The sequence below is a fragment of the Nocardiopsis exhalans genome, from assembly GCF_024134545.1.
Taxonomy (GTDB): Bacteria; Actinomycetota; Actinomycetes; order Streptosporangiales; family Streptosporangiaceae; genus Nocardiopsis; species Nocardiopsis exhalans.
In genome coordinates this window covers 6,642,488-6,665,102 of sequence record NZ_CP099837.1, presented here as the reverse complement: position 1 = coordinate 6,665,102, position 22,615 = coordinate 6,642,488, and the positions used below count along the sequence as shown (strand labels likewise).

The window sequence follows — 22,615 nt, the reverse complement described above, 5'->3', positions numbered from 1 at the left end:
CAGACCACCTTCCGGATCGAGACCCTCCTGGGAACCGCATTTGACCACCACAATCAACATCGGGATCCTCGCGCACGTCGACGCGGGTAAGACCAGCCTCACCGAGCGTCTGCTCCACGACGCCGGTGCCATCGACCGGCTCGGCAGCGTCGACTCCGGCGACACCCGGACCGACACCGGCCGGATCGAACGCGAACGCGGCATCACCGTGCGCACCGCTGTCGCGCCCTTCCGGATCGGCGACACCCGGGTCAACCTGATCGACACTCCGGGACACGGCGACTTCGTCGCCGAGGTCGAGCGCGCCCTTTCGGTGCTCGACGGGGCCGTCCTGGTGCTCTCCGCAGTGGAGGGCGTCCAGGCCCACACCCGCCTGCTCATGCGCGTACTGAGTGAGATGCGCCTGCCGGTGCTGCTGTTCGTCAACAAGGTCGATCGGGGCGGCGCCGACCCCGAGCGTGTCTTCGCCCAGATCCGCCGCCGCCTCACAGGGCGTGCCCTCGCCCTGGACACCGTGCGAGACCCGGGCACCCCAGGGGCGCGGGTCCTGCCGTTCACCTGGGACGCTCCCGACCTGGCCGCCCGGGCGTGCGAGCTGCTGGCCGAGGAGGACGACGCGCTCCTGGCCGCGCTGGTCGACGACCGGCCGCCGCCGCTGGGCGCTGCTCTCCGCGGCCGTGTCCGCGATCAGGTCGGCCGCGGTCTGCTGTACCCCGTGCTCTCCGGTTCGGCGATGACGGGCGTCGGCGTCCCCGAGCTGTCGGCAGCCCTCACCGAGCTGCTGACCGCCACGGAGGAGAGGGGATCAGAGGAAGCGTGCGGGACGGTGTTCGCGATCGAGCGTTCGGCGTCCGGGGAGAAGACCGGGTACCTGCGGCTGCACTCGGGGGTCCTGCGTGCGCGGGACCGGGTTCTGTTCGCGCGGGCCGACCCCGAGGACGGCGACCCCCATCAGGGGCGCGTCACCCACCTGGAGGTGGTCGGAGCCGAAGGCGAGCGCGGACGTGCGCTGACCGCAGGTGGGATCGGGCGGATCCGCGGCCTGCCCGGACTGCGGGTCGGGGACCGGCTCGGGGCGTCGGCCGCCCCGGTGAGCCTGGTCCGCCCGGCCCTGGAATCGATCGTGCGCCCGGCCGACGAGGGCGGCGAGCACCGGCTGCACGCCGCGCTGAGCGCGCTCTCGGACCAGGACCCGCTGATCCGGCTGCGCACCGTGCCGGGGGAGGGCCTTTCGGTACTGCTCCACGGCGAGGTGCAAAAGGAGGTCGTCGCGGACACCCTGGCCACCGAGTTCGGGGTCGAGGCGGTCTTCGAACCCAGCAGCGTGGTGCACACCGAACACCCGACCGGCACCGGCACGGCGGTCGAGGAGATCGACTTCGAGCGTGAACTCGCCGGGCCGATCGCGGTCGGGCTGCGGGTGGAACCGGGGGAGGAGGGCAGCGGTGTGGTGTTCCGCCGTGAGACGGAGCTCGGCGCGCTGCTCGCGGCCCAGGACCGCGCCGTGGAGGAGACCGTGCGCGACTCCCTCGGACAGGGGCTGTACGGATGGCCGGTGACCGACTGCGTCGTGACCCTCGTACACAGCGGTTACGTCCCGCCGGTGCCCGTCACGCTCTTCCGGCTGCTCACCCCCGTCGTGCTGATGCGCGCACTCGACGCCGCCGGAACCCGCGTGCACGAACCCGTGCACGCGTTCGAGGCCGACGTCCCAGAGGACGTGCTGGGCGCGGCCGTCTCCCACCTGCACGGGTGCGGGGCGCGGGTGGCCGACACGGACCGGACCGCCGAGGGATGGCGGATCACCGGTGACATCCCCGTCCGCGGAGTTGACGCCTTCCTGGCCCGGCTGCCGGGGCTCACCCGGGGTGAGGGGGTGTGGTGGACCCGACCGGCCGGGGACCACCCGGTGCGGGGAAGCACGCCCCGCCGGGCCCGCACAGACGGCAACCCGCTGAACTTGGCCTCGTACCTGGTCCATCTGGGCAACGCGGGCCGCGCCGGAATCAGCGGGTAGGCGAGTTCGGGGCGGCGGGATAGACCGGACTGGACCAGTGGCTCCCGTCGGCCGCGCCAACGGTCCGGGCTTTGGAGGATCACACCGAAGTCCGGACCCACGGTTGTCGTGGGATCACAACAATCGGACACCGGGTCGTCTTCTTTTCACGTCCCCTCCTTCATGTGGACACCCGTGGCCGTCATGATGTGGCCGCATCAGCACCCTCTGAGAACCCCGATCAAACCCGGAGAAAACGGAGCAGGCGTGCCCCCAACACCGTCCAGACCCACATCCCCCACTCCGGCCGACCCGGCCCCGCCGCGGCGCTCGCTCGCCTCGGCCTCGGCGGTCGCGGCGGTGGCCCTGGGCGCGAGCCTCATCGCGCCGGTGCCCGCCCTGGCCGCGGCCGAACACCCCGTGATCAGCGAGGTCTACGGCGGTGGCGGCAACAGCGGGGCGGAGCTGCGGCACGACTTCGTCGAGCTGGGCAACCCCACCGGCGCCGACGTCGACCTGTCCGGGTGGAGCGTGCAGTACCTGCCCGCACAGCCGGGTGCGTCCACCCGGGTCCAGGTGACACCGCTCAGCGGCAGCGTCCCCGCCGGCGAGCACTACCTGATCCGCCAGGCGGCGGGCGCGGGCGGCACCACCGAGCTGCCCGAACCGGACGACGCCGGGAACACGAACATGTCGGCCACCGCCGGGATCGTGTTCCTGGTGGAGGGCACCGACCCGGTCGGGTGCCGCACCGCCCCGACCTGCGCCGAGGACGAGTCGATCATCGACGTCGTCGGCTACGGCAACGCCGCGGTCTTCGCCGGGTCACCCACCGCCGGTACCTCCAACACCACCTCGACCTCCCGCGACGCCGCGTTCACCGACACCGGGAACAACTCCACCGACTTCTCCACCGGTGAGCCCACTCCCACCAACAGCGCGGGCGAGACGGTCGGGGGCCCCGGCGGTGGCGACCCCGAGGATCCGGTCGAACCCGGTGACCTGCGCATCCACGACATCCAGGGGACCGGCCACACCTCACCCCACGTGGGCGAACAGGTCTCCGGCCTGCCCGGCGTGGTCACTGCGGTCAACGCCTTCGGCAGCGCCCGGGGCTTCTGGTTCCAGGACACCGAGGGCGACGGCGACCCGCGCACCAGCGAGGCGCTCTTCGTCTTCACCGGCTCCACCACCCCGGACGTCGCGGTCGGCGACGAGATCCTGGCCGCCGGACGGGTCAGCGAGTACCGGCCCCGGGCCGGTGCCCAGACCATCACCCAGCTCGACCGGGCCCGGTGGACCACCCTCAGCCGGGGCAACGACCTGCCCGAGGCGGTCCTGCTGGAGGCCGACACCCTCCCCGAGGCCTACGCCCCGGACCACGGCGGCGACATCAGCGAGCTGGAGCTCCAGCCGGACAAGTTCGCCCTGGACTTCTGGGCCGCCCACGAGCACATGCTCGTCCGGGTGGAGGACGCCCCGGTCATCGCCCCCACCGACGGCTACGACGCCCTGTGGGTGACCACCAAGCCCGACCAGAACCGCACCGCCAACGGCGGCGTGCGCTACGGCTCCTACGACGACCCCAACAGCGGACGGGTGAAGATCGAGTCGCTGCTGGACCGGAACGTGCGCCCGTTCCCGGAGGCCAACGTCGGCGACACCCTCGCCGGGGTCACCGAGGGCCCGGTCTACTACAGCCAGTTCGGCGGCTACCTGGTCCGCGCCACCGCCCTGGGCGAGCACGTCCCCGGCGACCTGGAGCGCGTCCCGGTCCGCGCCACCGCCCGGCACGAGATCAGCGTGGCCACCTACAACGTCGAGAACCTCGGCGGTACGGACAGCCAGGCCAAGTTCGACGCCCTGGCCGAGGGCATCGCCGACTACCTCGGCGCGCCGGACATCGTCGGCCTGGAGGAGATCCAGGACAACAACGGCCCCGTCGACGACGGGACCGTGGACGCCGACGTGACCCTGGACCGGCTGGTCGAGGCCGTCGCCGCCGCGGGCGGCCCCGCCTACGAGTGGCGCCAGATCAGCCCCGAGGACAAGCAGGACGGCGGTCAGCCCGGCGGCAACATCCGCAACGCCTTCCTCTTCAACCCGGCCCGCGTCCAGTTCGTGGACGTCGAGGGCGGCGACGCCACCACCCCCGTCGAGGTCGTCGAGGGTGAGCGCGGGGCCGAACTGTCCGTCTCCCCGGGCCGCATCGCCCCCGAGGACTCGGCCTGGAACTCCAGCCGCAAGCCGCTGGTCGGCCACTTCCGAGCCCTCAACCGCGACGTGTACGTGGTCACCAACCACTTCAACGCCAAGGGCGGCGACCAGGCCCTGCACGGCGTCAACCAGCCGCCGAACCGGGTCACCGAGACCCAGCGCCACCAGCAGGCCACCCTGGTCCGCGAGTTCGCCGACGAGCTCCTCGCCGTCGACCCCGACGCCAACCTGGTGGTGATGGGCGACCTGAACGACTTCCAGTTCTCGACGACCCTGGACATCCTCACCGGCGACGGTGCCCTCACCAACCCGATGACGGACCTGCTGGAGCCGAGCCAGCGCTACAACTACGTCTTCGACGGCAACTCCCAGGCGCTCGACCACATCCTGGTCAACGGCGTACTGGCCGGACGGGTCGACTACGAGATCGTGCGGATCAACTCCGAGTTCCACGACCAGGTCAGCGACCACGACCCCCAGGTCCTGCGGATCGACACCCGCCGCAGCACCTCCCCGGGCCGCGGTTAGCAACGGACGCACCACCCGATGGGCGAACGGGGCGGGCACCGAATCCGGTGCCCGCCCCGTTCGCCCGTACCGGCCGCGCCCCGACACGTCGCACGGTTCACTCGTCGCGGGCCGCCACGGCCCATATCCTGGGAGGGACCGCAGCGCCCACCTCAGGAAGCGATCGATGAACGTACTGCTCACCGGTGGTGCCGGGTACATCGGCACGCACACCGCTGTCGAACTGCTCCAGGCCGGGCACGGGGTCGTGGTCGTCGACTCCCTCGTCAACAGCCACGAGGAGGCCCTGCTCCGGGTGGAGCGGATCACCGGCCGCACGGTCGCCTTCCACCGGGTGGACTGCACCGACCCCGAGGCGATGCGCGCGGTCTTCGCGGCGCACGACATCGACGCCGTCATCCACCTGGCCGGGCTCAAGGCCGTGGGCGAGTCCGTCGAGCAGCCCCTGCGCTACTACCGCAACAACCTCGACGCCCTGCTGACCCTCTGCGAGGCCATGGACGGGGCCGGGGTGCGCCACCTCGTGCTCAGCTCCTCCGCCACCGTCTACGGCGACCCCGAGACCGTGCCGATCACCGAGGACGCGCGGCTGACCACCACCAACCCCTACGGCAGCACCAAGCTGTTCGCCGAGCGGATCCTGGACGACCTGGCCACCGCCGACCCGAGCTGGCGGATCATCTCCCTGCGCTACTTCAACCCGATCGGCGCGCACTCCAGCGGCCTGATCGGCGAGGACCCCCAGGGCGTCCCGAACAACCTCTTCCCCTACATCGCGCAGGTGGCGGCCGGGCGGCGCGAGCGGCTGAACGTGTTCGGCGACGACTACGACACCCCCGACGGCACCGGTGTGCGCGACTACCTGCACGTGGTGGACCTGGCGAAGGGCCACCTCGCCGCCGTGGGCCATCTGGCCGACGCCTCCGGACACCGCGTCTACAACCTCGGCACCGGCCAGGGCACCTCGGTCATGGAGGGCCTGCGAGCCTTCGAACGCGCCACCGGCTCGCCCATCCCGCATGCGGTGATCGAGCGCCGTCCCGGCGACATCGCCGTCTGCTACGCCGATCCGGGGGCCGCCACCCGCGACCTGGACTGGAAGGCCGAGCTGACCGTGGACGACGCCTGCCGGGACGCCTGGCGCTGGCAGTCCGCCAACCCGAACGGCTTCGCGGGCTGAGAAGCAGCCGCCCGGCCGGGTGCCGGGCGGCACACCCGTCGGTGCCTTCCGACCGTGGTGAACGGCCTAGACTGGACGGACATCCACATTTTTCTGCGGAAGGTCCTCCGTCGTGTCCGTTGGTGCTGACAGCACGTTCGACACCGTCCTCGTCGTCGACTTCGGTGCGCAGTACGCGCAGCTGATCGCGCGACGGGTCCGGGAATGCCACGTGCACAGCGAGATCGTGCCCTCGACCATGCCGGTCGAGGAGATGCTCGCCAAGAAACCCAAGGCCATCATCCTCTCCGGCGGCCCCTCCTCGGTGTACGCCGACGGGGCCCCGGCCGTGGGGGCCGAGCTGTTCGAGACCGGGGTCCCGACCTTCGGTATCTGCTACGGCTTCCAGGCCATGACGCGCGCCCTGGGCGGGGTCGTCGACAAGACCGACCTGAGCGAGTTCGGCCGCACCGAGCTGACCGCCGACATCGACTCCGTACTGTTCGAGGGCCTGCCCGAGGGTCTGAGCGTGTGGATGTCGCACGGCGACTCCGTGGCCCAGGCCCCGGCCGGGTTCAAGAGCACCGCCAGCACCGCGGGCGCCCCGGTCGCCGCCTTCGAGGACACCGAGCGCCGCCTGTTCGGCGTGCAGTTCCACCCCGAGGTCATGCACACCGAGCACGGCCAGGACCTGATGCGCCGCTTCCTCTACGAGGGTGCGGGCTGCCGTCCCACCTGGACGATGGTGAACATCGTCGAGGAGCAGCTGGAGCGCATCCGCGAGCAGATCGGCGACAAGCGCGTCATCTGCGCGCTGAGCGGCGGCGTGGACTCCGCCGTGGCCGGTGCCCTCGTGCAGCGCGCCGTCGGTGACCAGCTCACCTGCGTGTTCGTGGACCACGGCCTGCTCCGCAAGGGAGAGGCCGACCAGGTCGAGAAGGACTTCGTCGCGATCACCGGCGCCAAGCTGAAGGTCGTCGACGCCGAGGAGCGCTTCCTGGGCGCGCTGGCCGGGGTCACCGACCCCGAGGAGAAGCGCAAGATCATCGGCCGCGAGTTCATCCGCATCTTCGAGCAGGCGGCCCGCGAGGTCGTCGCCGAGAGCGGCGACGACGGTTCCGAGGTCGAGTTCCTGGTCCAGGGCACCCTGTACCCGGACGTCGTCGAGTCCGGCGGCGGCACCGGCACCGCCAACATCAAGTCGCACCACAACGTGGGCGGCCTGCCCGACGACCTCCAGTTCACTCTGGTGGAGCCGCTGCGCGAGCTGTTCAAGGACGAGGTGCGCAAGGTCGGCGAGGAGCTGGGCCTGCCGCCCGAGATGGTCTGGCGCCAGCCCTTCCCCGGCCCCGGCCTGGGCATCCGGATCATCGGCGAGGTCAACCGGGAGCGCCTGGAGATCCTGCGTGAGGCCGACGCCATCGCCCGCGAGGAGCTCACCCGCGCCGGTCTGGACCGCGACATCTGGCAGTGCCCGGTGGTGCTGCTCGCCGACGTCCGCTCGGTGGGCGTCCAGGGCGACGGCCGCACCTACGGCCACCCCGTGGTGCTGCGCCCGGTGAGCAGCGAGGACGCGATGACGGCCGACTGGTCGCGTGTGCCCTACGACGTGCTCGCCCGTATCTCCAACCGGATCACCAACGAGGTCCGCGAGATCAACCGGGTGACGCTGGACGTGACCAGCAAGCCCCCGGGCACCATCGAGTGGGAATAGGCACGAGGGGGAGCGCCGCGAGGCTCTCTCCCTGACACAGCGGGGCCCGGCACACGATCGCGTGTACCGGGCCCCGTTCGTCGTTTCCGTGAGACGTGCGCCGCCCGCTCAGTCCGTGGAGTCCTCGAAGACGTCGATGGCGGTCGCCTGCTCGCTGGGCGCGTGGGTGAGGAGCAGCTGAGCGGCCTCCTGGCTGGTCCTGATGCTGAACACCAGGTCGCCCTGGACCCGCTGACCGGCCTCGATGGGCGACCACAGGTCCGCCCGCTCCTCGGCCGCGCTGGGGGTCTCGGCCCTGACCCGCTCTTCGTCCGTGGTCACCAGCCGCTGCTCGCTCGAGCTGAACATGATCTCGCTGTCGCCCAGGTTCTCCAGTTCCAGGTCGGCTACGCAGTACAGGCCCCCCGTGATGCCCGAACGCCCCAGAATGCTGTCGACGCAGGAGAAGTCGTTGATCGTGTACTCGACCGCCCCGTCGGGCGAGCGCGCACCGTTCTCGGTGGGCTCCGACTCGTCCGGGTCCCCGTCGCCGAGGCCGTCACCGGGCAGGGACGGGCCGGGAAGGGACGTTTCCTGGTCGGGGTTGTCCTGTGAGCCGCCCGAGTCGGCCGGACCACCGAAGCTTCTGTTGGCGATCAGGACGATCAGGAGCACGACCACCAGCGTGACGCCGATACCGCCCAGGACCAGTCCCCAGAAGAGACCGCCGCGCCCGCCGGGTGCGGCGGGCCGGTGCGGTGGCGGGGGCACCGGGGGCACGTACGGTTGCGGACCCCGCTGCTGTTCGGCGGGCGGCGGAACCATCGGGATGGGTCCGGTCGCGGCGGGGTGCTGTGCGGGCGGCGGCCCGCTCGGGGCGTGGTGCTGCTGCTGGCCGTGGACACCCGGGGGCGGACCGCTCTGTGTACTTCGGGGAGGGGTGCCCTGGGGGCCTCCAGGAGGCCCGGCCGGGTGTCCGGCGGCGGGGTGGCCCTGGGGCGGGCCGTGCGGTGCCCGGGCGAAGTTGCCGGTCTGATGTGCGGGCGGCGGCATCTGCTGCGGTGGGGCCTGGTAGTGGCCGGGCACCGGATGCCGCATGCCGGTCATGGTCTGGTGCGCCGGGTGGGGCATCCCGGGCGGCCCGGGGGGACCGGGTGGCATCGGGGGCAGGTTGGGCCGCCAGGACTGGTGCAGGGCGTGCGAGACCATGTCGTTGGGGTTGGAGGTGTCCTCGCCGCCCGCGAGCTCCAGGAGCAGGTCCTGCGCGGTCGGGCGGCGGCCCGGCTCCTTGGCCAGGGCCCGCGTCACCAGGCGGTCCAGCGGGCTGTCGAGGTTGCCGATCTGCGGCTCGGCGAACAGCACCCGCTTGCCCAGCGTCATCGCGTCGCCGTTGCCGAAGGGGTGCGTGCCGTTGCCGGCGAAGGCCACCAGACAGCCCCAGGCGAAGATGTCCGCCGAGGTGGTGACCTGTTCCTCCAGCAGCTGCTCGGGCGCCATCCAGCCGGGGCTGCCCATCACGATGCCGGTCTGGGTGTGGTTGGTCGCGGTGTTCATCGCACGCGCGATACCGAAGTCGATCACCCTGGGGCCGGACAGCGACAGCAGGACGTTGGCGGGTTTGAGGTCGCGGTGGACCAGGCCCGTGCGGTGGATGGCCGCGAGCGCCGCGGCCACGCCCAGCGCGAAGCCGTGCAGCGTGGAGGAGTCCAGCGGGCCGTGCTCGGCTATGTGCTCGGCCAGGGCCGTGCCCGCGATGTACTCGGTGACCATGTAGGGACGGTTCTCGAACGTCCCGTGGTCGAGCACCTTGGCGGTGCAGAAGGAAGCGACCTTGCGGGCGTTCTCCATCTCGTCGCGGAAGCGCGCCCGGGTCTGCTCGTCGAAAGCGAGCTCCGGGCGGATGACCTTGATGGCTACCTGGTTGTTCTTCTCCGGCGTACTGCCCAGGTAGACGGTTCCCATGCCGCCACTACCCAGCTTCCCGGACAGCACGTAGGGACCGATGGTGGCCGGATCTCCGGCGGCCAGCGGTTCCAGGTTCTTCGGGAGCCCATCCGACGGCAAGCGACCCTCCCCGACGGTGTCCAAACTCCGCCTTGCCCCAAGGTAGCGGTGTTTGTGCCCTGATTCCCACTCACGGACCTCATCGGGCCGCTTCGGGGTTGGGCGGTAACTGACATGACATTGGTGACGAGCCCTGAAGCGTGCGGCCCCGCCCTCCGGGGCGCGGGTGTCCACGCCGGTCGGAAGCGGTGAACACGGAAGGCCCCGTTCGGGGGTCTGTGTTCACGCAAGGTGGGGGTTCCTTTACGATTGGGGACTCGTGACCGTTGATACCACCGTAACCGTGCGGGTCCCCGCGAAGGTGAACCTCCAGTTGGCGGTGGGGCCCAGACGCGAGGACGGATTCCACGCCCTCGTGAACGTGTTCCACGCCGTCTCGCTGTTCGATGAGGTTACCGTCAAGGCGGCGTCTCCGCGTCAGTCGCATGCCCTCACGGCGTTGACCGCCACCGGCCAGTCGGAATCGCACCTGGCCAGAGTGCCGCTGGACGAAACCAACCTCGCGGCGCGCGCCGCGCTCCTCCTCGCCGAGGAGACGGGGTCCGGCTTCCCCGTGGACATCCACCTGGACAAGCACATCCCGGTGGCCGGCGGCATGGCCGGGGGCAGTGCGGACGCCGCGGCGGCCCTGGTGGCCTGTGACCGGCTGTGGGGCTGCGGACTGTCCCGTGAGCGCCTGTTGGACCTCGCCGCCCGGCTGGGCAGCGACGTGGCGTTCGGACTGGTCGGCGATACCGCGGTGGGGACCGGACGCGGTGAGCTCCTCGATCCGATGGCCAGTCCCGGTCGCTACCGCTGGGTGTTCGCGCTCTCCACGCGCGGCCTGTCCACGGCCGACGTCTTCGGCGAGTACGACCGGCTGCGCCCGGACGCCCCGGACCCGCGGCTGGATCTCGCCCTGCAGCAGGCGCTGGCCAGCGGGGACGCCGAGGCGCTGGGCCGTTCGCTGAGCAACGACCTCCAGCCCGCCGCGCTGTCCCTGCTGCCCGAACTCCAGCGGACCCTGGACGCGGGCCGCTCCGCCGGGGCGATCGGTGCCCTGGTGTCCGGCTCCGGCCCCACGTGCGCCTTCCTGATCGGCGGCGGGGGAGAGGACGCGGCCCTCGTGGCCGAGCGCGAGGCCGAGGTGGTCGCCGCGCTGTGGGCGACGGGGATGTGCGAGCAGGTGGTCGCTGCGGACGGCGATGTTCCGGGTGCCACGGTTCTCTAGGCGCGCGCCTGTGATGTAAATCACCAAGCCTGGCGCCCTGGTTGCGGTGTTTTCGCCCATTGACCTCAACCTTGGTTGAGGAAGAACACTGGTGGCATGACGACGACAGCCACCTTTTCCAGGTACGCCGATCTCCCGGCGCTCATCGGGCTCATGGGCGGTGATGAGAAGCACGACGGCGCCTCCCTCTCCACCACAGACGTGCTCTGGGTGCTCTACGACCGGGTCCTCGACGTCACCCCGGCCACGGCCGAGGATCCGGCCCGCGACCGCTTCCTCCTCTCCAAAGGGCACGGCCCGACCTCCTACTACGCCGTACTCGCAGCCAAGGGATTCCTCGGCGTGCCGACCCTGCGCGGCTGGGCCGCCTTCGACTCCCCGCTGGGCCACCACCCCGACCGGGTCCTCGCCCCCGGGGTGGAGATCGGCAGCGGGTCCCTGGGCCACGGTCTGCCCCTGGCCCTGGGCAGCGCACTCGGGCTGCGCGCCCAGGGCATCCGCAAGGCAGACGGCACCGAACCCCGTGTGGTCGTGCTCGTCGGGGACGGGGAACTCGACGAGGGCAGCAACCACGAGGCCATCGCCGCCGCGGGGCGGCTGGGCGCGGACAACCTGACCGCCGTCGTGGTCGACAACGCCTCCTCCGAGCACGGTTGGCCCGGAGGGATCGGCCGCCGCTTCGAGGTAGAGGGGTGGACGCTCCGTGAGGTGAACGGACGGGACCACGCCGCACTCGAGGATGCCTTCACCCCTGCCCGAGACGGTCGGCCGCTGGTCGTCGTCGCCCGGATCCGCAACGGAAACTGAGGAGTTCCGACCATGCGTGAGACCTTCGCCGCCACCGTCAACCGGGTACTGGACCAAGACCCCCGCACCGCTCTCGTCCTCGCGGTCATCTCCAACGGGATGTTCCGGCGCTCGGCCCGTAAACACCCTGGCCGCGTCATCGACCTGGGCATCCGCGAACAGGCCATGATCGGGGTCGCCGGAGGGCTCGCGCTCACCGGGATGCGCCCGATCGTGCACAGCTACGCACCGTTCCTGGTCGAGCGGCCCTTCGAACAGATCAAGCTCGACCTCGGCCACCAGGACGTCGGCGCGATCCTGGTGAGCATCGGCGCGTCCTACGACGCAGCGGAAGCGGGCCGCACCCACCAGTCACCCGGGGACGTCGCGCTCCTGGACACCCTCCCGGGCTGGACCGTGCACGTGCCCGGCCACCCCGACGAGGTCCGGGACATGCTGGAACAGGCCATCCCCGGCGACGACCGCGTGTACGTGCGCCTGTCCGGCACCACCAACCGCGCGCCCCTGCCGGTCGGCCCCCGCCTCAACGTCCTGCGCACCGGCTCGCCCCGCTCCGCCGGGGTGGTGCTCGCCGTCGGCCCGATGCTGGACCGCACCCTGGAGGCCACCGCCGACCTCGACGTCACCGTCGCCCACACCGCCACCGTGCGGCCCTTCGACCGTGAGGGCCTCAGTACCCTGGCCGCCGCCGCGGGCAACGCCGACGTGCTCCTGGTCGAGCCCTACCTGCGGGGGACCTCCGCTCACGAGGTCTCCGAGGCCCTGGCCGACCGCCGCCACCGTCAGCGCTCCCTGGGCGTGGCCCGCGACACCGAACTGCGCGCCTACGGCACCTCCGCCGAGCACGCCCGCGCCCACGGCCTGGACACCGAGGGAATCGCCAAGGCCGCCAGGGACTTCTTCCTGGTGTAGGACACATACGTCGGTAAGGGACGTCTCCCAGAACCCGCCCGGGGCCTTGCGTGGTGCGGCCCCGGGCGTTCCCCTGTGTTCGGGGCAGTGGGGTGCTGGCAGCACAATGGAGAGTGATGACGAATCTGGTCAACCTTCAGGACGTGTCCCTGGCCTACGGGCCGCTCGTACTCCTCGACAAGGTGTCCCTTGGCGTGGACGAGGGCGAACGCATCGGGGTGGTGGGCCGCAACGGCGGCGGCAAGTCCACCATGATCTCCGTGCTGGCCGGGCACACCGAGCCCGACTCCGGCCGTGTCGTGCACAACCGCGGGCTGCGGGTCGGTTTCCTGCACCAGCGTGACGACTTCCCCGACAGCACCGTCGGTGAGTTCGTGCTGGGCGACCGCGCCGAGCACGAGTGGGCGGGCGACGCGCGCATCCGCGACATCCTGCGCGGCCTGCTCGGCGGCTGGGACCTCGACCTGCCGATGTCGGGGCTGTCCGGCGGTGAGCGCCGCCGTTCCGGGCTGGCGCGCCTGCTGGTCGGCGACCACGACCTCATCATCCTGGACGAGCCCACCAACCACCTCGACATCGAGGGCATCGCCTGGCTCGCCGAGCACCTGCGCCAGCGCCCCGAATCGCTCGTGGTCGTCACACACGACCGCTGGTTCCTGGACGCGGTCACCACCCGCACCTGGGAGGTCGGCCGCGGCGCCATCGAGCGCTACGAGGGCGGGTACGCCGCCTACGTGCTGGCCAAGGCCGAACGCGACCGCCAGGCCGCCGCCGAGGAGGACCGCCGCCAGAACCTCATGCGCAAGGAGCTGGCCTGGCTGCGCCGGGGAGCGCCCGCGCGCACCTCCAAGCCCAAGTTCCGGATCGAGGCGGCCAACCAGCTCATCGCCGACGAGCCGCCCGCCCGCGACACCGTGGAGCTGGTCCGCTTCGCCAGCTCCCGCCTGGGCAAGACGGTCATCGACCTCAAGAAGGTCTCGGTGGCGATCCCCGACCGCGTCCTCCTGGACGAGCTCACCTGGCAGCTCGGTCCGGGCGACCGGGTCGGCCTGGTCGGCGTGAACGGCGCGGGCAAGTCCACCCTGCTGAAGATCCTCGCCGAGGAGAAGGAACCCGACTCGGGCACCGTGCGCACCGGCCGGACCGTCAAGCTGGCGCACCTGTCCCAGAACATCGCCGAGCTCGACCCCACCATGCGCCCGCTCCAGGCGGTCATGGACGTGCGCGAGCACATCACCATCGGCAAGCGCGACTACACCGCCAGCCAGATGCTGGAGAAGTTCGGCTTCCGCGGCGAGCGCCAGTGGACGCCCATCGGCGACCTGTCCGGCGGTGAGAAGCGCCGACTGCAGCTGCTGCGGCTGCTCATGGACGAGCCCAACGTCCTCCTGCTGGACGAGCCCACCAACGACCTGGACATCGAGACCCTCACCGAGCTGGAGGACCTCCTCGACGGCTGGCCCGGCTCCCTCGTGCTGGTCAGCCACGACCGGTACTTCCTGGAGCGGATCACCGACCGCGTGCTCGCCCTGATGGGCGACGGCACCCTCGCCTTCCTGCCCAACGGGGTCGACGAGTACCTGGAGCGCCGCGCGGCCACCGCCGACGAGGTCACCGTGCCCCTGGGCGCCTCCGAGCTGGCCGCCGCCGAGGCCGCCCCGGCAGCGGAGCCCACGCTGTCCCAGGCGGACCGCCGCGCCGCCCAGAAGGAGATGCAGCGGGTCGAGCGCCGCATGGACAAGATCGCCAAGCGCGAGGCCCAGCTGCACGAGCAGATGGCGGCCGCGGCCGAGGACTACACCAAGCTCGCCGAACTCGACGCCGAGGCCAAGACCCTCGCCGCCGAGAAGGACGAGCTGGAGATGGTCTGGCTGGAGCAGGCCGAGCTCATCGGCGACTGACCCTCCCGGTCAGCGCGCCAGCCGGGTGAGGGCCGCCGCCAGGGCCTCCCCGGTGGCGGCCTCCAGGTCCGGGACCACCCCGGTGCCCTCCCAGTTGGTCCCGCTGACCGGATGCACCGGTCGGCCGGTCGGCACCGTCACCTCCAGATGCGGGTGGACCCGGAAACCCTCCCGGGGTGGGCGCCGCCGCCGGTGCGTTCACCGACGACCGTGGCCCGCCCGTGCCGCTGCAGGTCGTAGGCGAGCTCCTCGGCGCCGGAGAACGTGGTGGCGCTGGTCAGCACCGCCAGCGGCTTCTCCCCGCCGAACCGCTCCCGTGCTTCCCGCGCCATCACCTCCATCAGGCCGGAGTCGCCCGGCAGCGCGGGGATCTCCTCGACGTGGTGCTTCAACCGCAGGTGCAGATCGCCGTTGAGCGACTGGAGGTCCCCGGTCACCAGCTCAGCCAGCGCAGCGGGATCCCCCGCCCCCCGGTAGCCGCCCGCGGCATGTCGCTCAGCGAGCAGCAGCCGCAGTCGCTCGCCCGTTTCGGGAAACACATAGTGCCCGGCTACCAACCGACCGGTCTCTTCGACCAACGCGTCGATGTTCATGCCGGGCAGTAGAGCACGCTGCTTGACAAACCGTCAAGAACTCTTGACTCTTAAGTCGTGACCGACGACCAGATCTCCACCCCCGAGGAATTCAAGGCACTCGCGCACCCGATCCGGCAGCGGATGCTGTTCCTCCTGGGGGAGCGGCCCGCGACCACCAGCCAGCTCGCCCTCACCCTGGACACCCGCAAGGGCAACGTCTCCCACCACCTCAAGGTGCTCCGGGCGGCAGGGTTGGTGGAACCGGCCGGGAGCCGCCAGGTCCGCGGCGGCACCGAGCAGTACTACCGGCGCACCGCCCGCCGCATCGAGATCGCCGACGCCCAACCCGGCCCGGCCGCCGCGATGCTCCGCGCTGTGTCCGAGGAGTTCAGTGAGGCCCCGGGCGACCCCCTGCTCGCCCTACGCCACCTGAGGCTCACCCCGGAACAGGCCGAACGGCTCCACGACACACTGCTCACCCTGGTCTCGGAGACCGAGGAAGCGGAGGACGGCCAGCCGCGCTACGGGCTGCTGGTCAGCTTCTACCAGCAGCCCTCCGCGTCTACGCCCGAGTAGGTAACCCGTAGGCTGCTCACAGGCGCGCACTGTAGCGAACACAGGAGGAGACCCTATGGCCGACCTGGACCAGATCCCGGTGACCCTGATCGACGGCCGTGAAACCACTTTCGGTGAGTGGTCCGGCCAGGTGCGCCTGGTGGTGAACGTGGCCTCCCGCTGCGGCCTCACCCCGCAGTACGAAGCGCTGGAGAAGTTGCACAAGCGCTACTCCGACCGCGGGTTCACCGTCCTCGGCTTCCCCAGCAACCAGTTCCTCCAGGAGTTCGGCGGCGAGGAGAAGATCGCCGAGTACTGCTCGATGACCTGGGGCGTCACCTTCCCGATGACCACCAAGGTCAAGCTCAGCGGCCGGGGCCAGCACCCCCTCTACGCCGAACTCACCGAGGTCCCCGACGCCGAGGGCAAGGCCGGAAAGGTCAAGTGGAACTTCGAGAAGTTCCTGGTCCTGCCGGACAACACCGTCCACCGCTTCCGCCCCACCACGGTCCCGGACGCTCCCGAGATCGTCGAACTCATCGAGAAGTCCCTGCCCGAATAGCCGGTGCCGGGTCCACCAGAAGCAGCAGCCTGCCCAGCGTCTGTGCCTCTCGCAGGCCCTCGGCGGAGGCGACCCAGTAGGACTGGGTTGCTTCCCCGAACCACAGCACGAGCTGCGGGTTGTCCGCCTGGATCTCAGCGGCGATCCGGTGTTCCTTCGCGAATTCGCACCGCTGCCCGCCCAACATCGGCAGCTTCACTGCGCGCATCGCCCGACAGCTCCGATGCGTGCACGAAGTGCAGAAGGGCCCGGACGGGGAACGGGTTCCGGAGATAAGATGCATCACTGATCCTGCTTTCTAACATTTCGCAGTGTGGAATGCGGGATTCTGTGTGGGGCCCGGGAAGCGTTGCCGCGCTTTCCTGGGCCCTCTCTCCTTTTCGGAGTGCTGCTAGTCGGCCAGCTCGGGCCAGACGCTGTCCTCCAGGTCATAGGCCAGGAAGGCCCACACCACCCGGTGTCCTGGTCGGCCGTTGTCGCCCCAGTCGGTGGCCAACGCGTCCACCATGGCGAGCCCTCGCCCAGAGTTGCTGTCGGGGTCCAACCCACCCGGGTCAGCGGTGAGGTAACGACGGTCGTGCACGCTTGTGGTGGGGTCGTTGGCGATCCCGTCGTCCCGGCAGATGAGGCGGAGTCCGTTCCGCTTGCGCTCGCACAACAGCGTGTAGTTGTGCCCGGGCAGCCCGGAGCGCGAATGCTTGAGGGCGTTTGAGGCCAGCTCGGATCCGATCAGCGTGAAGAGGTAGCGGTAGTCGGTGCTGTGCTCAGCCGCGCAGGTGTCCAGGAACGCCCGCACCAACGGGAGGAGCAGGGGAGAGGCCCCGAAGTCGTACCGGCGAGTCGAGTAGTAGGGCCGGTCGGGCCGTCCGTTGAAGTAGTAGCGGAGGGAGTAGGGGACCAGCTCGTTGAGAGCGATGGTCACTTCGGGCATCGGAGGTACGGGAGCAAGCTTGGACGTCATAGACGGAACCTCTTCCAGTCGTAGGAGTTCGGTGGGCGGATCCCGGCATCCCACATGTGTCTCGCCTTGGGGCCGGGGCATTGCAGCCACCTTCAGAAAACACCTCGCGGACGCCTTTGGGAAGCTAGAAGGGCGAAGCTGAGGCTTCTTGATAATTCACATAAGATTGTTGAGGCTTTCTGAGGGTTGCTCTACAGTGGAAGTGTGCCAAATGATAAGAAGCCCCCAGATGGAAGAAACCCCTCGGATGTCCGTTTTGGTGCGGCGCTGATGCGTCAGCGTAAGAAGCAAGGGCGCACGCAGAAGTGGCTTGCCGACCAGCTTGGATGCAGTCCAGAACACATAGGAAACGTTGAAAACGGTCGTTGCCCCCTGAACGTTGCACGAGTGGACAAGGCCGACTATTTTCTTCAGGCTCGGAGCGCTCTGGCCCGACAGTATGCTGAGCTCTACCAGCCTGAGACGGTGGACTGGTTGGATGAGTTCCACAGCTTGCAGAAGAGTGCACATTTCATCCGTGAGTACCATTCAACTCTCGTGCCAGCGGCGTTCCAGAACGCTGATTATGCGCGCGCAGTCATCAAGGCGAGCGCACCCTGGTTCAGCTCGGCGACAGTTGATGAAAGAGTGGAGCTGCGAGAGTCACAAGGCCGAGAAGTCCTCAAGGACGACACCCCGTATTACCATGTGGTTCTTGATGACGCGGTGGTGCTTCGATCCGTCGCTTTCCCCAAGGTAATGGCGGATCAGTTCGTGAGGTTGGCAGAACTGATGGAATCGGGCCGGATCATGCTTCAGGTGTACTCCTGGGAGCGGCTTCCACAGCTCGGTCTCGGAGGTCCGTTCTCTTTGCTGTCCAGCGGGAATGCTCCAGACGTGCTTTACGCGGAGTCGCTGTACCTCGGGCAAACCACTGACGATCCCGGTCGCGTTCGTCAGTATGGGATGCTGTTCAGTGAGTTGCAGGCCAGGGCCCGTTCTCCGGGTGCGACGATTGACCTGCTGAGGAAGAAGGCTGAGGAATTCCGATGATGGACTGGCACAAGTCCTCCTACAGCAACGCAGCCGAGAACTGCGTGGAGGTTGCGGAGGGTTCCGAAACACGAGTGCGTGACACCCAGAACCGTGAGGCTGGGCATCTGTCTTTCTCCGGCGCTGAGTGGTCTGCCCTGCTGGGGGCCGCCGTCACTGAGTAGACGGGTGTAATAAAGACGGGCCCCGCCAGTTGAACTGCTCCCTGGAAGTTGGACTGGAAATCCAGTTCCATCGACCAGGGAGCAGTCCCATGAGAGCGAACAGCTCACTCACCCAGGACCAACGCCACCAAGCGATAGCGTTGTTCGAGCAAGGCAGAGCCGATCACGCGGTAGCGGCCTCTCTCGGGGTCTCGCGATGGGCGGTCCGAAGCCTGTACCGACGGTGGCGGATCCACGGCCCGGGAGCGCTGGTGACCAAACAGGCGAAGAAGTCCTACTCCTTCGAGTTCAAGGTCGAGGCGGTGCGCCGCCTCCTGGCTGGCGAGCCCAAGACCGAGCTGGCCAAGGAACTGGAACTGTCCTCACCCAAGCTGCTGGAATCGTGGGTGCGCACCTATCGCACCCAGGGCTCGGAGGGGCTACGCCCCAAGCAGCGAGGACGCCCGCCCAAGAGCGCACCACCAGAGCCAGCCTCAGAGCTGGAACGACTACGCCGTGAGAACGAGCTCCTGCGCGCCCAGAACGCCTACCTGGGAAAAGTGCGGGCCTTGAGGGAACATCCACCAGAGTGAGGGTTCACGCTGTGGTCGCCCTCAAGGCCGAACACCGATTGGACGTGCTGTTGAAGGTCGCTGGGCTGGCCCGCTCGACGTTCTTCTACCACCAGGCCCGGCTGGAGCACCCTGATGCCCAGGCAGCGCTCAAGGCCCAGATCAGGCGGCTCTTCGATCACAACAAGGGCCGCTACGGGCACCGCCGGATCCATGACCAGCTCCTCAAGAAGGGGTGGCGGGTGGCGAAGAAGACCGTGCTCAAGCTCATGAACCAGCTGGGCCTGGTCTGCCGGGTGCGCCGTAAGAAGCCCTACAGCTCCTACCGGGGCCAGGCGGGCCAGGTGGCGCCGAACCTGCTGGAGCGTGACTTCACCGCGCAGGGGCCGAACCAGAAATGGGTGACCGACGTGAGCGAGTTCGCCGTCGCGGGCCACAAGGTCTACCTGTCACCGGTCATGGACCTGTTCGACCGGCAGATCATCTCCTACACGGCGGGTCTGTCACCGAACCTGGAGTTGACCAACACCTCCTTGCGAGAAGCGTTGAAGACCCTGGCCCCTGGTCAGAGCCCGCTGGTCCACTCCGACCAGGGGTTTCAGTACCAGCATGTGTCCTGGCGGCGTCTGCTCGCCGGGGTCGAGGGCATCCAGTCGATGTCACGCAAGGGCAACTGCCTGGACAACGCGGTGATCGAGAGCTTCTTCGGCCACCTGAAGGAGGAATTCTTCACCCATGCCGAGTTCGAGACCGTCGAGGAGTTCACCGCGGGGTTGGAGGAGTACATCGCCTGGTTCAACCACGAACGCGTCCACAGCTACCTTGAGGGCCTGAGCCCGGTGCAGTACCGAGCTCAGGCCCTGGCGGCCTAACCTTTAGTTAGCCGGTCCAACTATCGGGGACCAGTTCAAGTCGAAGTGGCGGGGCCCGTTGTTGTATGCCCGTCCAGGGTACAACGGTGACAGGGTGACGTCCCAGGACCAACTCTCTGACTGTCAGTCGTTCCGGATGAAGGGCTTGAGATGAGCGAAGCGCGCGTCTGGCGCAAGAGCAGCTACAGCGATGGCCGTGGCGGCAACTGCGTAGAGGTCGCCGAGCTTCCCTGCGGTGCCGCGCTCCGGGACTCGAAGCACCCTGCCAAGGGGCGCCTCCCCTTCGCCTCCTCCGAGTGGACCGCCTTCCTCCACTCCGCCCGCGACACCCGCCGCTGAACCCGCCTCTGCCCAGCGCTTTCAGGCACCAAAACCAGGTGCCCCCTCCCGGCCGCCCAAGTAGCGTGTGCCGACATGGCTTCGGAACTGAAACGCCCCCCGCTCCAAGCGGACGAACGCACCGCGCTCATCGGCTGGCTGGACCTTCAACGGCAGATCCTGCGCTGGAAATGCGAAGGGCTGAGCGACGAGGACGCCCACCGCTCGCTCATCCCCACCTCACCGGCCATGACGATGGCCGGTCTCATCTCCCACATGCGCTGGACCGAGCACATGTGGCTGGAAGTGCTGTTCCTCGGCGGCGACGAGAAGCAGAACCCCTCCTTCGACCAGTCAAACGAGGACACCGACTGGCACACGGACGGCCGCACCCTCGCCGAACTCCTGGCGGAGTACGAGGCCCAGTGCGCACGCAGCAACGAGATCATCCACGCGGCCTCCCTGGACGACACCGGTCGCCACCCCGACTTCCGCGCTGGCAGCGCGAACCTCCGCTGGATGCTGATCCACCTCGTCGAGGAGACAGGCAGGCACGCCGGGCACGCGGACATCATCCGTGAACTGCTCGACGGCACGAAGGGCTACTACTAGAGGCGGCCGGGATCTGTTCTGTGAGGGCCGTGCTGAGCAGGCGAAGCGACGCCGGACCTGGCGTAGTGGGCACCTTTGCTCTGTAAGCCGTGTGCTCTGGTCGCTGCCGGGCTCCCTACGTTGTGTGCGGTTCCGGTTCCCCCGTTTCCCGCCGCGTGAGTGTGGCCGTCTGCGCTGCGCGCGTCAAGGTCGTTCGTCCTCGCTTCGCTGCGGGCGCTCCACCTTGACCCGCTTCGCTACGACGGCGGTTGGCGGCTGTCGGGAAACGGGGGAGAAGTGGTCGGGGTGGCAGACGGGCCCCGAAGGGGCCCAACTACCTCGGCCTTCGGCCGGCGCCCTCCACACCCCTGCGCGGATCGGCGGGCCGTGTCGCGGCCGGTCACGGCAGGAGACGGAAAGCGGCAGCGAAGGAGGGAGCGCCCCCAGCCCTGCGCCCAACGCCTGCCCGTGTCGCGGCTGGTCATTTGCTCGGACGGGAAAGCGGCGGCGAGGTCAGTGGTGGTGTCTGGGGTCGGGTGCCTGTTTCGGTCCTGGGTTTGAAGATGATCTTGCTACCAGAAGCAAGTTCGGCGCCGAACTTGCTTCTGGTAGCAAGATCATCGGGGATACGGGGGTTTCGGAAGCAGCGGACAGCCCCAGGCGCGGGTTTCGGGCGCCACGCACTCACTCTGAAAGCCGGCCCCAGTCGCCCTACCTGCTTCCGCCCCACCGCCGCGACACGGCTCTCCGGTGCGCGCAGGCCTGGGGGCTCCCTCCTTCGCTGCCGCTTTTCCGTCGCAGGAGCGGACCGGGCTCCAGAACCAACGCGAAAGGTCCCGGCCGGAGACCGACCGGGACCCGCAGGAAACAGGCAAGCAGCTCTAGCGGAGCTCTCCCGAGAAGACTTCGGCGATGGCCTGGGCCCCGGCGAGGTTGGTGTGGATGTCCGGGCCCTGCGCCACGTTGCACATCCACGTGAGGTCGCAGATCTGCTGGAGGTTGACCGGCATCCCGGTGTCGCTGCCGGCGGGGACCTCGGTGTTGGCGCCGTCGAAGACGGTGTCCACGTCGGCCACGTCGATCCCGGCGGCCTCGTAGGAGGCGGTCAGTGACTCGTTGACCTCGCCCAGGATCTCCACGGTGCGGGCGGCCAGGCCCTCGTCGGCGTCTTCGGCGGGCACGGCCTCCGCGCCCTCCGCGCCCTCCTCGGCTTCCTCGTCCTCCGAAGCCTCGGCCTCACCCTCCGTTGCCTCGGCCTCCGGCTCCTCCAACAGGGCCAGCGCCAGGAACGGGTTGTAGTAGGTCATCGCGATGATCTGGGTGTCCGGGCCCGCGGCCTCGGTCAGCCGTTCGGCGATCAGCGGGACCTCGGTCTCCAACCGTTCCAGGCCGTCCGCGACGCACTCCTCGTTCACGCCGATGTCCTCGGCGCTGAGCCCGAGCTCGGGGTCGCGGTCCTCCTGGACCCCGTCCACGCAGTTGGTGAAGTTGTTGCCGCCGATGGTGAGGGTGACCAGGTCGACCTGGTCGCCGTGCTCCCGGAGGAACTCCTCGGCCTGATCGAGCTGGGACCCGGCCTCGTACCGGGTGTCGCAGTTGGCGATACCGCCCTCGATGAAGGTCGTGGTGTCCTCGCCGCCGCAGCCCATGCGCTCGTGCTGGAGCGTGGAGTCGGCGTCCTTCAGCTCGCGGTACAGGACGTCCGTGTACCCCTCGGCGGTCTCCTGCGCCCGGCCGCTCTCGTCGGGCTGTACGCCCACCGTCAGGGAGTCGCCCAGGGACAGGTAGAAGCTCTGCGTCGTGGTCGCTTCCTCGTCGCCGCTTCCGGAGCAGCCCGCGACCACCACGGCCGCGGCGACCGCGGCCATCCACCGGATTCTCAAAGTGCTCTCCAACCAAGACCCGTACTGGAAAATGAATCGCGCCCAGCTGGCGGGTCCCGGTGAG

At 69.4% G+C, this 22,615-nt stretch carries 21 protein-coding genes and 1 pseudogene; 16 read left to right on the top strand and 6 right to left on the bottom strand.

Annotation, left to right across the window (positions count from 1 at the left end; all coding sequences use genetic code 11):
* Positions 1 to 40: 40 nt before the first annotated feature.
* From NE857_RS29535 to guaA, 4 genes are all read left to right on the top strand, one after another.
* Positions 41 to 2,017 (top strand): elongation factor G, encoded by a 1,977-nt coding sequence (locus tag NE857_RS29535; RefSeq protein WP_254418580.1) that lies wholly within the window; start codon positions 41 to 43, stop codon positions 2,015 to 2,017.
* A gap of 246 nt (positions 2,018 to 2,263) precedes the next feature.
* Positions 2,264 to 4,741 carry a DUF8508 domain-containing protein gene (locus NE857_RS29530; RefSeq protein WP_254418579.1) on the top strand — a complete coding sequence of 826 codons (2,478 nt, stop codon included), beginning with the start codon at positions 2,264 to 2,266 and terminating at the stop codon, positions 4,739 to 4,741.
* 166 nt (positions 4,742 to 4,907) lie between these two features.
* On the top strand, positions 4,908 to 5,921 hold the full coding sequence (galE, locus tag NE857_RS29525) for a UDP-glucose 4-epimerase GalE (protein WP_254418578.1): 1,014 nt from the start codon (positions 4,908 to 4,910) through the stop codon (positions 5,919 to 5,921).
* Positions 5,922 to 6,033: 112 nt separating this feature from the next.
* Entirely contained in the window at positions 6,034 to 7,614 is a 1,581-nt protein-coding gene (gene guaA, locus NE857_RS29520) for a glutamine-hydrolyzing GMP synthase (protein ID WP_254418577.1), read from the top strand.
* 108 nt (positions 7,615 to 7,722) lie between these two features.
* Here the strand turns inward: guaA and NE857_RS29515 are convergent, their stop codons facing one another.
* Positions 7,723 to 9,657: a serine/threonine-protein kinase gene (locus NE857_RS29515; RefSeq protein WP_254418576.1), complete on the bottom strand. Its 1,935-nt coding sequence runs from the start codon at positions 9,655 to 9,657 to the stop codon at positions 7,723 to 7,725.
* 259 nt (positions 9,658 to 9,916) lie between these two features.
* Between NE857_RS29515 and NE857_RS29510 the strand changes: the two genes are divergently transcribed.
* The 4 genes from NE857_RS29510 to NE857_RS29495 all read left to right on the top strand — a co-directional run bounded on the left by NE857_RS29510 (position 9,917) and on the right by NE857_RS29495 (position 14,487).
* Positions 9,917 to 10,867, top strand: coding sequence for a 4-(cytidine 5'-diphospho)-2-C-methyl-D-erythritol kinase (locus tag NE857_RS29510; protein ID WP_301184273.1), 951 nt, complete (start codon positions 9,917 to 9,919; stop codon positions 10,865 to 10,867).
* A gap of 96 nt (positions 10,868 to 10,963) precedes the next feature.
* Positions 10,964 to 11,674 (top strand): thiamine pyrophosphate-binding protein, encoded by a 711-nt coding sequence (locus tag NE857_RS29505; protein ID WP_254418575.1) that lies wholly within the window; start codon positions 10,964 to 10,966, stop codon positions 11,672 to 11,674.
* Between the two features lie 12 nt (positions 11,675 to 11,686).
* On the top strand, positions 11,687 to 12,586 hold the full coding sequence (locus tag NE857_RS29500) for a transketolase family protein (RefSeq protein WP_254418574.1): 900 nt from the start codon (positions 11,687 to 11,689) through the stop codon (positions 12,584 to 12,586).
* A gap of 116 nt (positions 12,587 to 12,702) precedes the next feature.
* On the top strand, positions 12,703 to 14,487 hold the full coding sequence (locus tag NE857_RS29495) for an ABC-F family ATP-binding cassette domain-containing protein (RefSeq protein ID WP_254418573.1): 1,785 nt from the start codon (positions 12,703 to 12,705) through the stop codon (positions 14,485 to 14,487).
* 9 nt (positions 14,488 to 14,496) lie between these two features.
* On the opposite strand, the gene NE857_RS34395 is transcribed toward NE857_RS29495, so the two are convergent.
* Positions 14,497 to 14,628 carry a hypothetical protein gene (locus NE857_RS34395; protein ID WP_301184272.1) on the bottom strand — a complete coding sequence of 44 codons (132 nt, stop codon included), beginning with the start codon at positions 14,626 to 14,628 and terminating at the stop codon, positions 14,497 to 14,499.
* On the bottom strand, positions 14,625 to 15,080 hold the full coding sequence (locus tag NE857_RS29490) for a S41 family peptidase (RefSeq protein ID WP_254418572.1): 456 nt from the start codon (positions 15,078 to 15,080) through the stop codon (positions 14,625 to 14,627). The genes NE857_RS34395 and NE857_RS29490 overlap by 4 nt, the downstream gene beginning before the upstream one ends.
* 57 nt (positions 15,081 to 15,137) lie before the next feature.
* Here NE857_RS29490 and NE857_RS29485 point away from each other — a divergent pair, with 57 nt between their 5' ends.
* Both NE857_RS29485 and NE857_RS29480 read left to right on the top strand, forming a co-directional pair.
* Entirely contained in the window at positions 15,138 to 15,638 is a 501-nt protein-coding gene (locus NE857_RS29485) for an ArsR/SmtB family transcription factor (protein ID WP_254418571.1), read from the top strand.
* 55 nt (positions 15,639 to 15,693) lie between these two features.
* A complete protein-coding gene (locus NE857_RS29480) occupies positions 15,694 to 16,179 on the top strand; it encodes a glutathione peroxidase (protein WP_254418570.1) in 486 nt (161 codons plus the stop codon).
* Here NE857_RS29480 and NE857_RS29475 read toward each other — a convergent pair.
* Both NE857_RS29475 and NE857_RS29470 read right to left on the bottom strand, forming a co-directional pair.
* Positions 16,154 to 16,387, bottom strand: coding sequence for a hypothetical protein (locus NE857_RS29475; RefSeq protein ID WP_254418569.1), 234 nt, complete (start codon positions 16,385 to 16,387; stop codon positions 16,154 to 16,156). The genes NE857_RS29480 and NE857_RS29475 overlap by 26 nt on opposite strands.
* Positions 16,388 to 16,570: 183 nt before the next feature.
* Positions 16,571 to 17,110: an ATP-binding protein gene (locus tag NE857_RS29470; protein WP_254418568.1), complete on the bottom strand. Its 540-nt coding sequence runs from the start codon at positions 17,108 to 17,110 to the stop codon at positions 16,571 to 16,573.
* A 234-nt stretch (positions 17,111 to 17,344) separates the two neighbouring features.
* Here NE857_RS29470 and NE857_RS29465 point away from each other — a divergent pair, with 234 nt between their 5' ends.
* The 6 genes and pseudogenes from NE857_RS29465 to NE857_RS29440 all read left to right on the top strand — a co-directional run bounded on the left by NE857_RS29465 (position 17,345) and on the right by NE857_RS29440 (position 20,689).
* Complete coding sequence (locus tag NE857_RS29465; RefSeq protein WP_254418567.1) at positions 17,345 to 18,172, top strand: helix-turn-helix domain-containing protein; 828 nt, start codon at positions 17,345 to 17,347, stop codon at positions 18,170 to 18,172.
* On the top strand, positions 18,169 to 18,336 hold the full coding sequence (locus NE857_RS29460) for a DUF397 domain-containing protein (protein ID WP_017584032.1): 168 nt from the start codon (positions 18,169 to 18,171) through the stop codon (positions 18,334 to 18,336). The genes NE857_RS29465 and NE857_RS29460 overlap by 4 nt, the downstream gene beginning before the upstream one ends.
* A 251-nt stretch (positions 18,337 to 18,587) precedes the next feature.
* Positions 18,588 to 18,908, top strand: a complete 321-nt coding sequence (locus NE857_RS29455) for a helix-turn-helix domain-containing protein (protein ID WP_254416860.1) — start codon at positions 18,588 to 18,590, stop codon at positions 18,906 to 18,908.
* Positions 18,905 to 19,759, top strand: coding sequence for an IS3 family transposase (locus NE857_RS29450; RefSeq protein WP_254416859.1), 855 nt, complete (start codon positions 18,905 to 18,907; stop codon positions 19,757 to 19,759). The genes NE857_RS29455 and NE857_RS29450 overlap by 4 nt, the downstream gene beginning before the upstream one ends.
* A 168-nt stretch (positions 19,760 to 19,927) precedes the next feature.
* Positions 19,928 to 20,098 (top strand): annotated as a pseudogene (locus NE857_RS29445) (DUF397 domain-containing protein); the annotation flags it as partial.
* Between the two features lie 75 nt (positions 20,099 to 20,173).
* On the top strand, positions 20,174 to 20,689 hold the full coding sequence (locus NE857_RS29440) for a DinB family protein (protein ID WP_254418566.1): 516 nt from the start codon (positions 20,174 to 20,176) through the stop codon (positions 20,687 to 20,689).
* 860 nt (positions 20,690 to 21,549) lie between these two features.
* On the opposite strand, the gene NE857_RS29435 is transcribed toward NE857_RS29440, so the two are convergent.
* Complete coding sequence (locus tag NE857_RS29435; RefSeq protein ID WP_254418565.1) at positions 21,550 to 22,536, bottom strand: GDSL-type esterase/lipase family protein; 987 nt, start codon at positions 22,534 to 22,536, stop codon at positions 21,550 to 21,552.
* Positions 22,537 to 22,615: the final 79 nt, after the last annotated feature.

Excerpts from the sequence above, each read along its gene's own strand:
- NE857_RS29475 (WP_254418569.1), bottom strand. The coding sequence starts at position 16,387 with ATGCGCGCAGTGAAGCTGCCGATGTTGGGCGGGCAGCGGTGCGAATTC.
- NE857_RS29440 (WP_254418566.1), top strand. The coding sequence starts at position 20,174 with ATGGCTTCGGAACTGAAACGCCCCCCGCTCCAAGCGGACGAACGCACC.
- NE857_RS29490 (WP_254418572.1), bottom strand. The coding sequence starts at position 15,080 with ATGAACATCGACGCGTTGGTCGAAGAGACCGGTCGGTTGGTAGCCGGG.
- galE (WP_254418578.1), top strand. The coding sequence starts at position 4,908 with ATGAACGTACTGCTCACCGGTGGTGCCGGGTACATCGGCACGCACACC.
- NE857_RS29470 (WP_254418568.1), bottom strand. The coding sequence starts at position 17,110 with ATGCCCGAAGTGACCATCGCTCTCAACGAGCTGGTCCCCTACTCCCTC.
- NE857_RS29495 (WP_254418573.1), top strand. The coding sequence starts at position 12,703 with ATGACGAATCTGGTCAACCTTCAGGACGTGTCCCTGGCCTACGGGCCG.
- NE857_RS29460 (WP_017584032.1), top strand. The coding sequence starts at position 18,169 with ATGATGGACTGGCACAAGTCCTCCTACAGCAACGCAGCCGAGAACTGC.
- NE857_RS29435 (WP_254418565.1), bottom strand. The coding sequence starts at position 22,536 with ATGGCCGCGGTCGCCGCGGCCGTGGTGGTCGCGGGCTGCTCCGGAAGC.
- NE857_RS29480 (WP_254418570.1), top strand. The coding sequence starts at position 15,694 with ATGGCCGACCTGGACCAGATCCCGGTGACCCTGATCGACGGCCGTGAA.
- NE857_RS29500 (WP_254418574.1), top strand. The coding sequence starts at position 11,687 with ATGCGTGAGACCTTCGCCGCCACCGTCAACCGGGTACTGGACCAAGAC.
- NE857_RS29505 (WP_254418575.1), top strand. The coding sequence starts at position 10,964 with ATGACGACGACAGCCACCTTTTCCAGGTACGCCGATCTCCCGGCGCTC.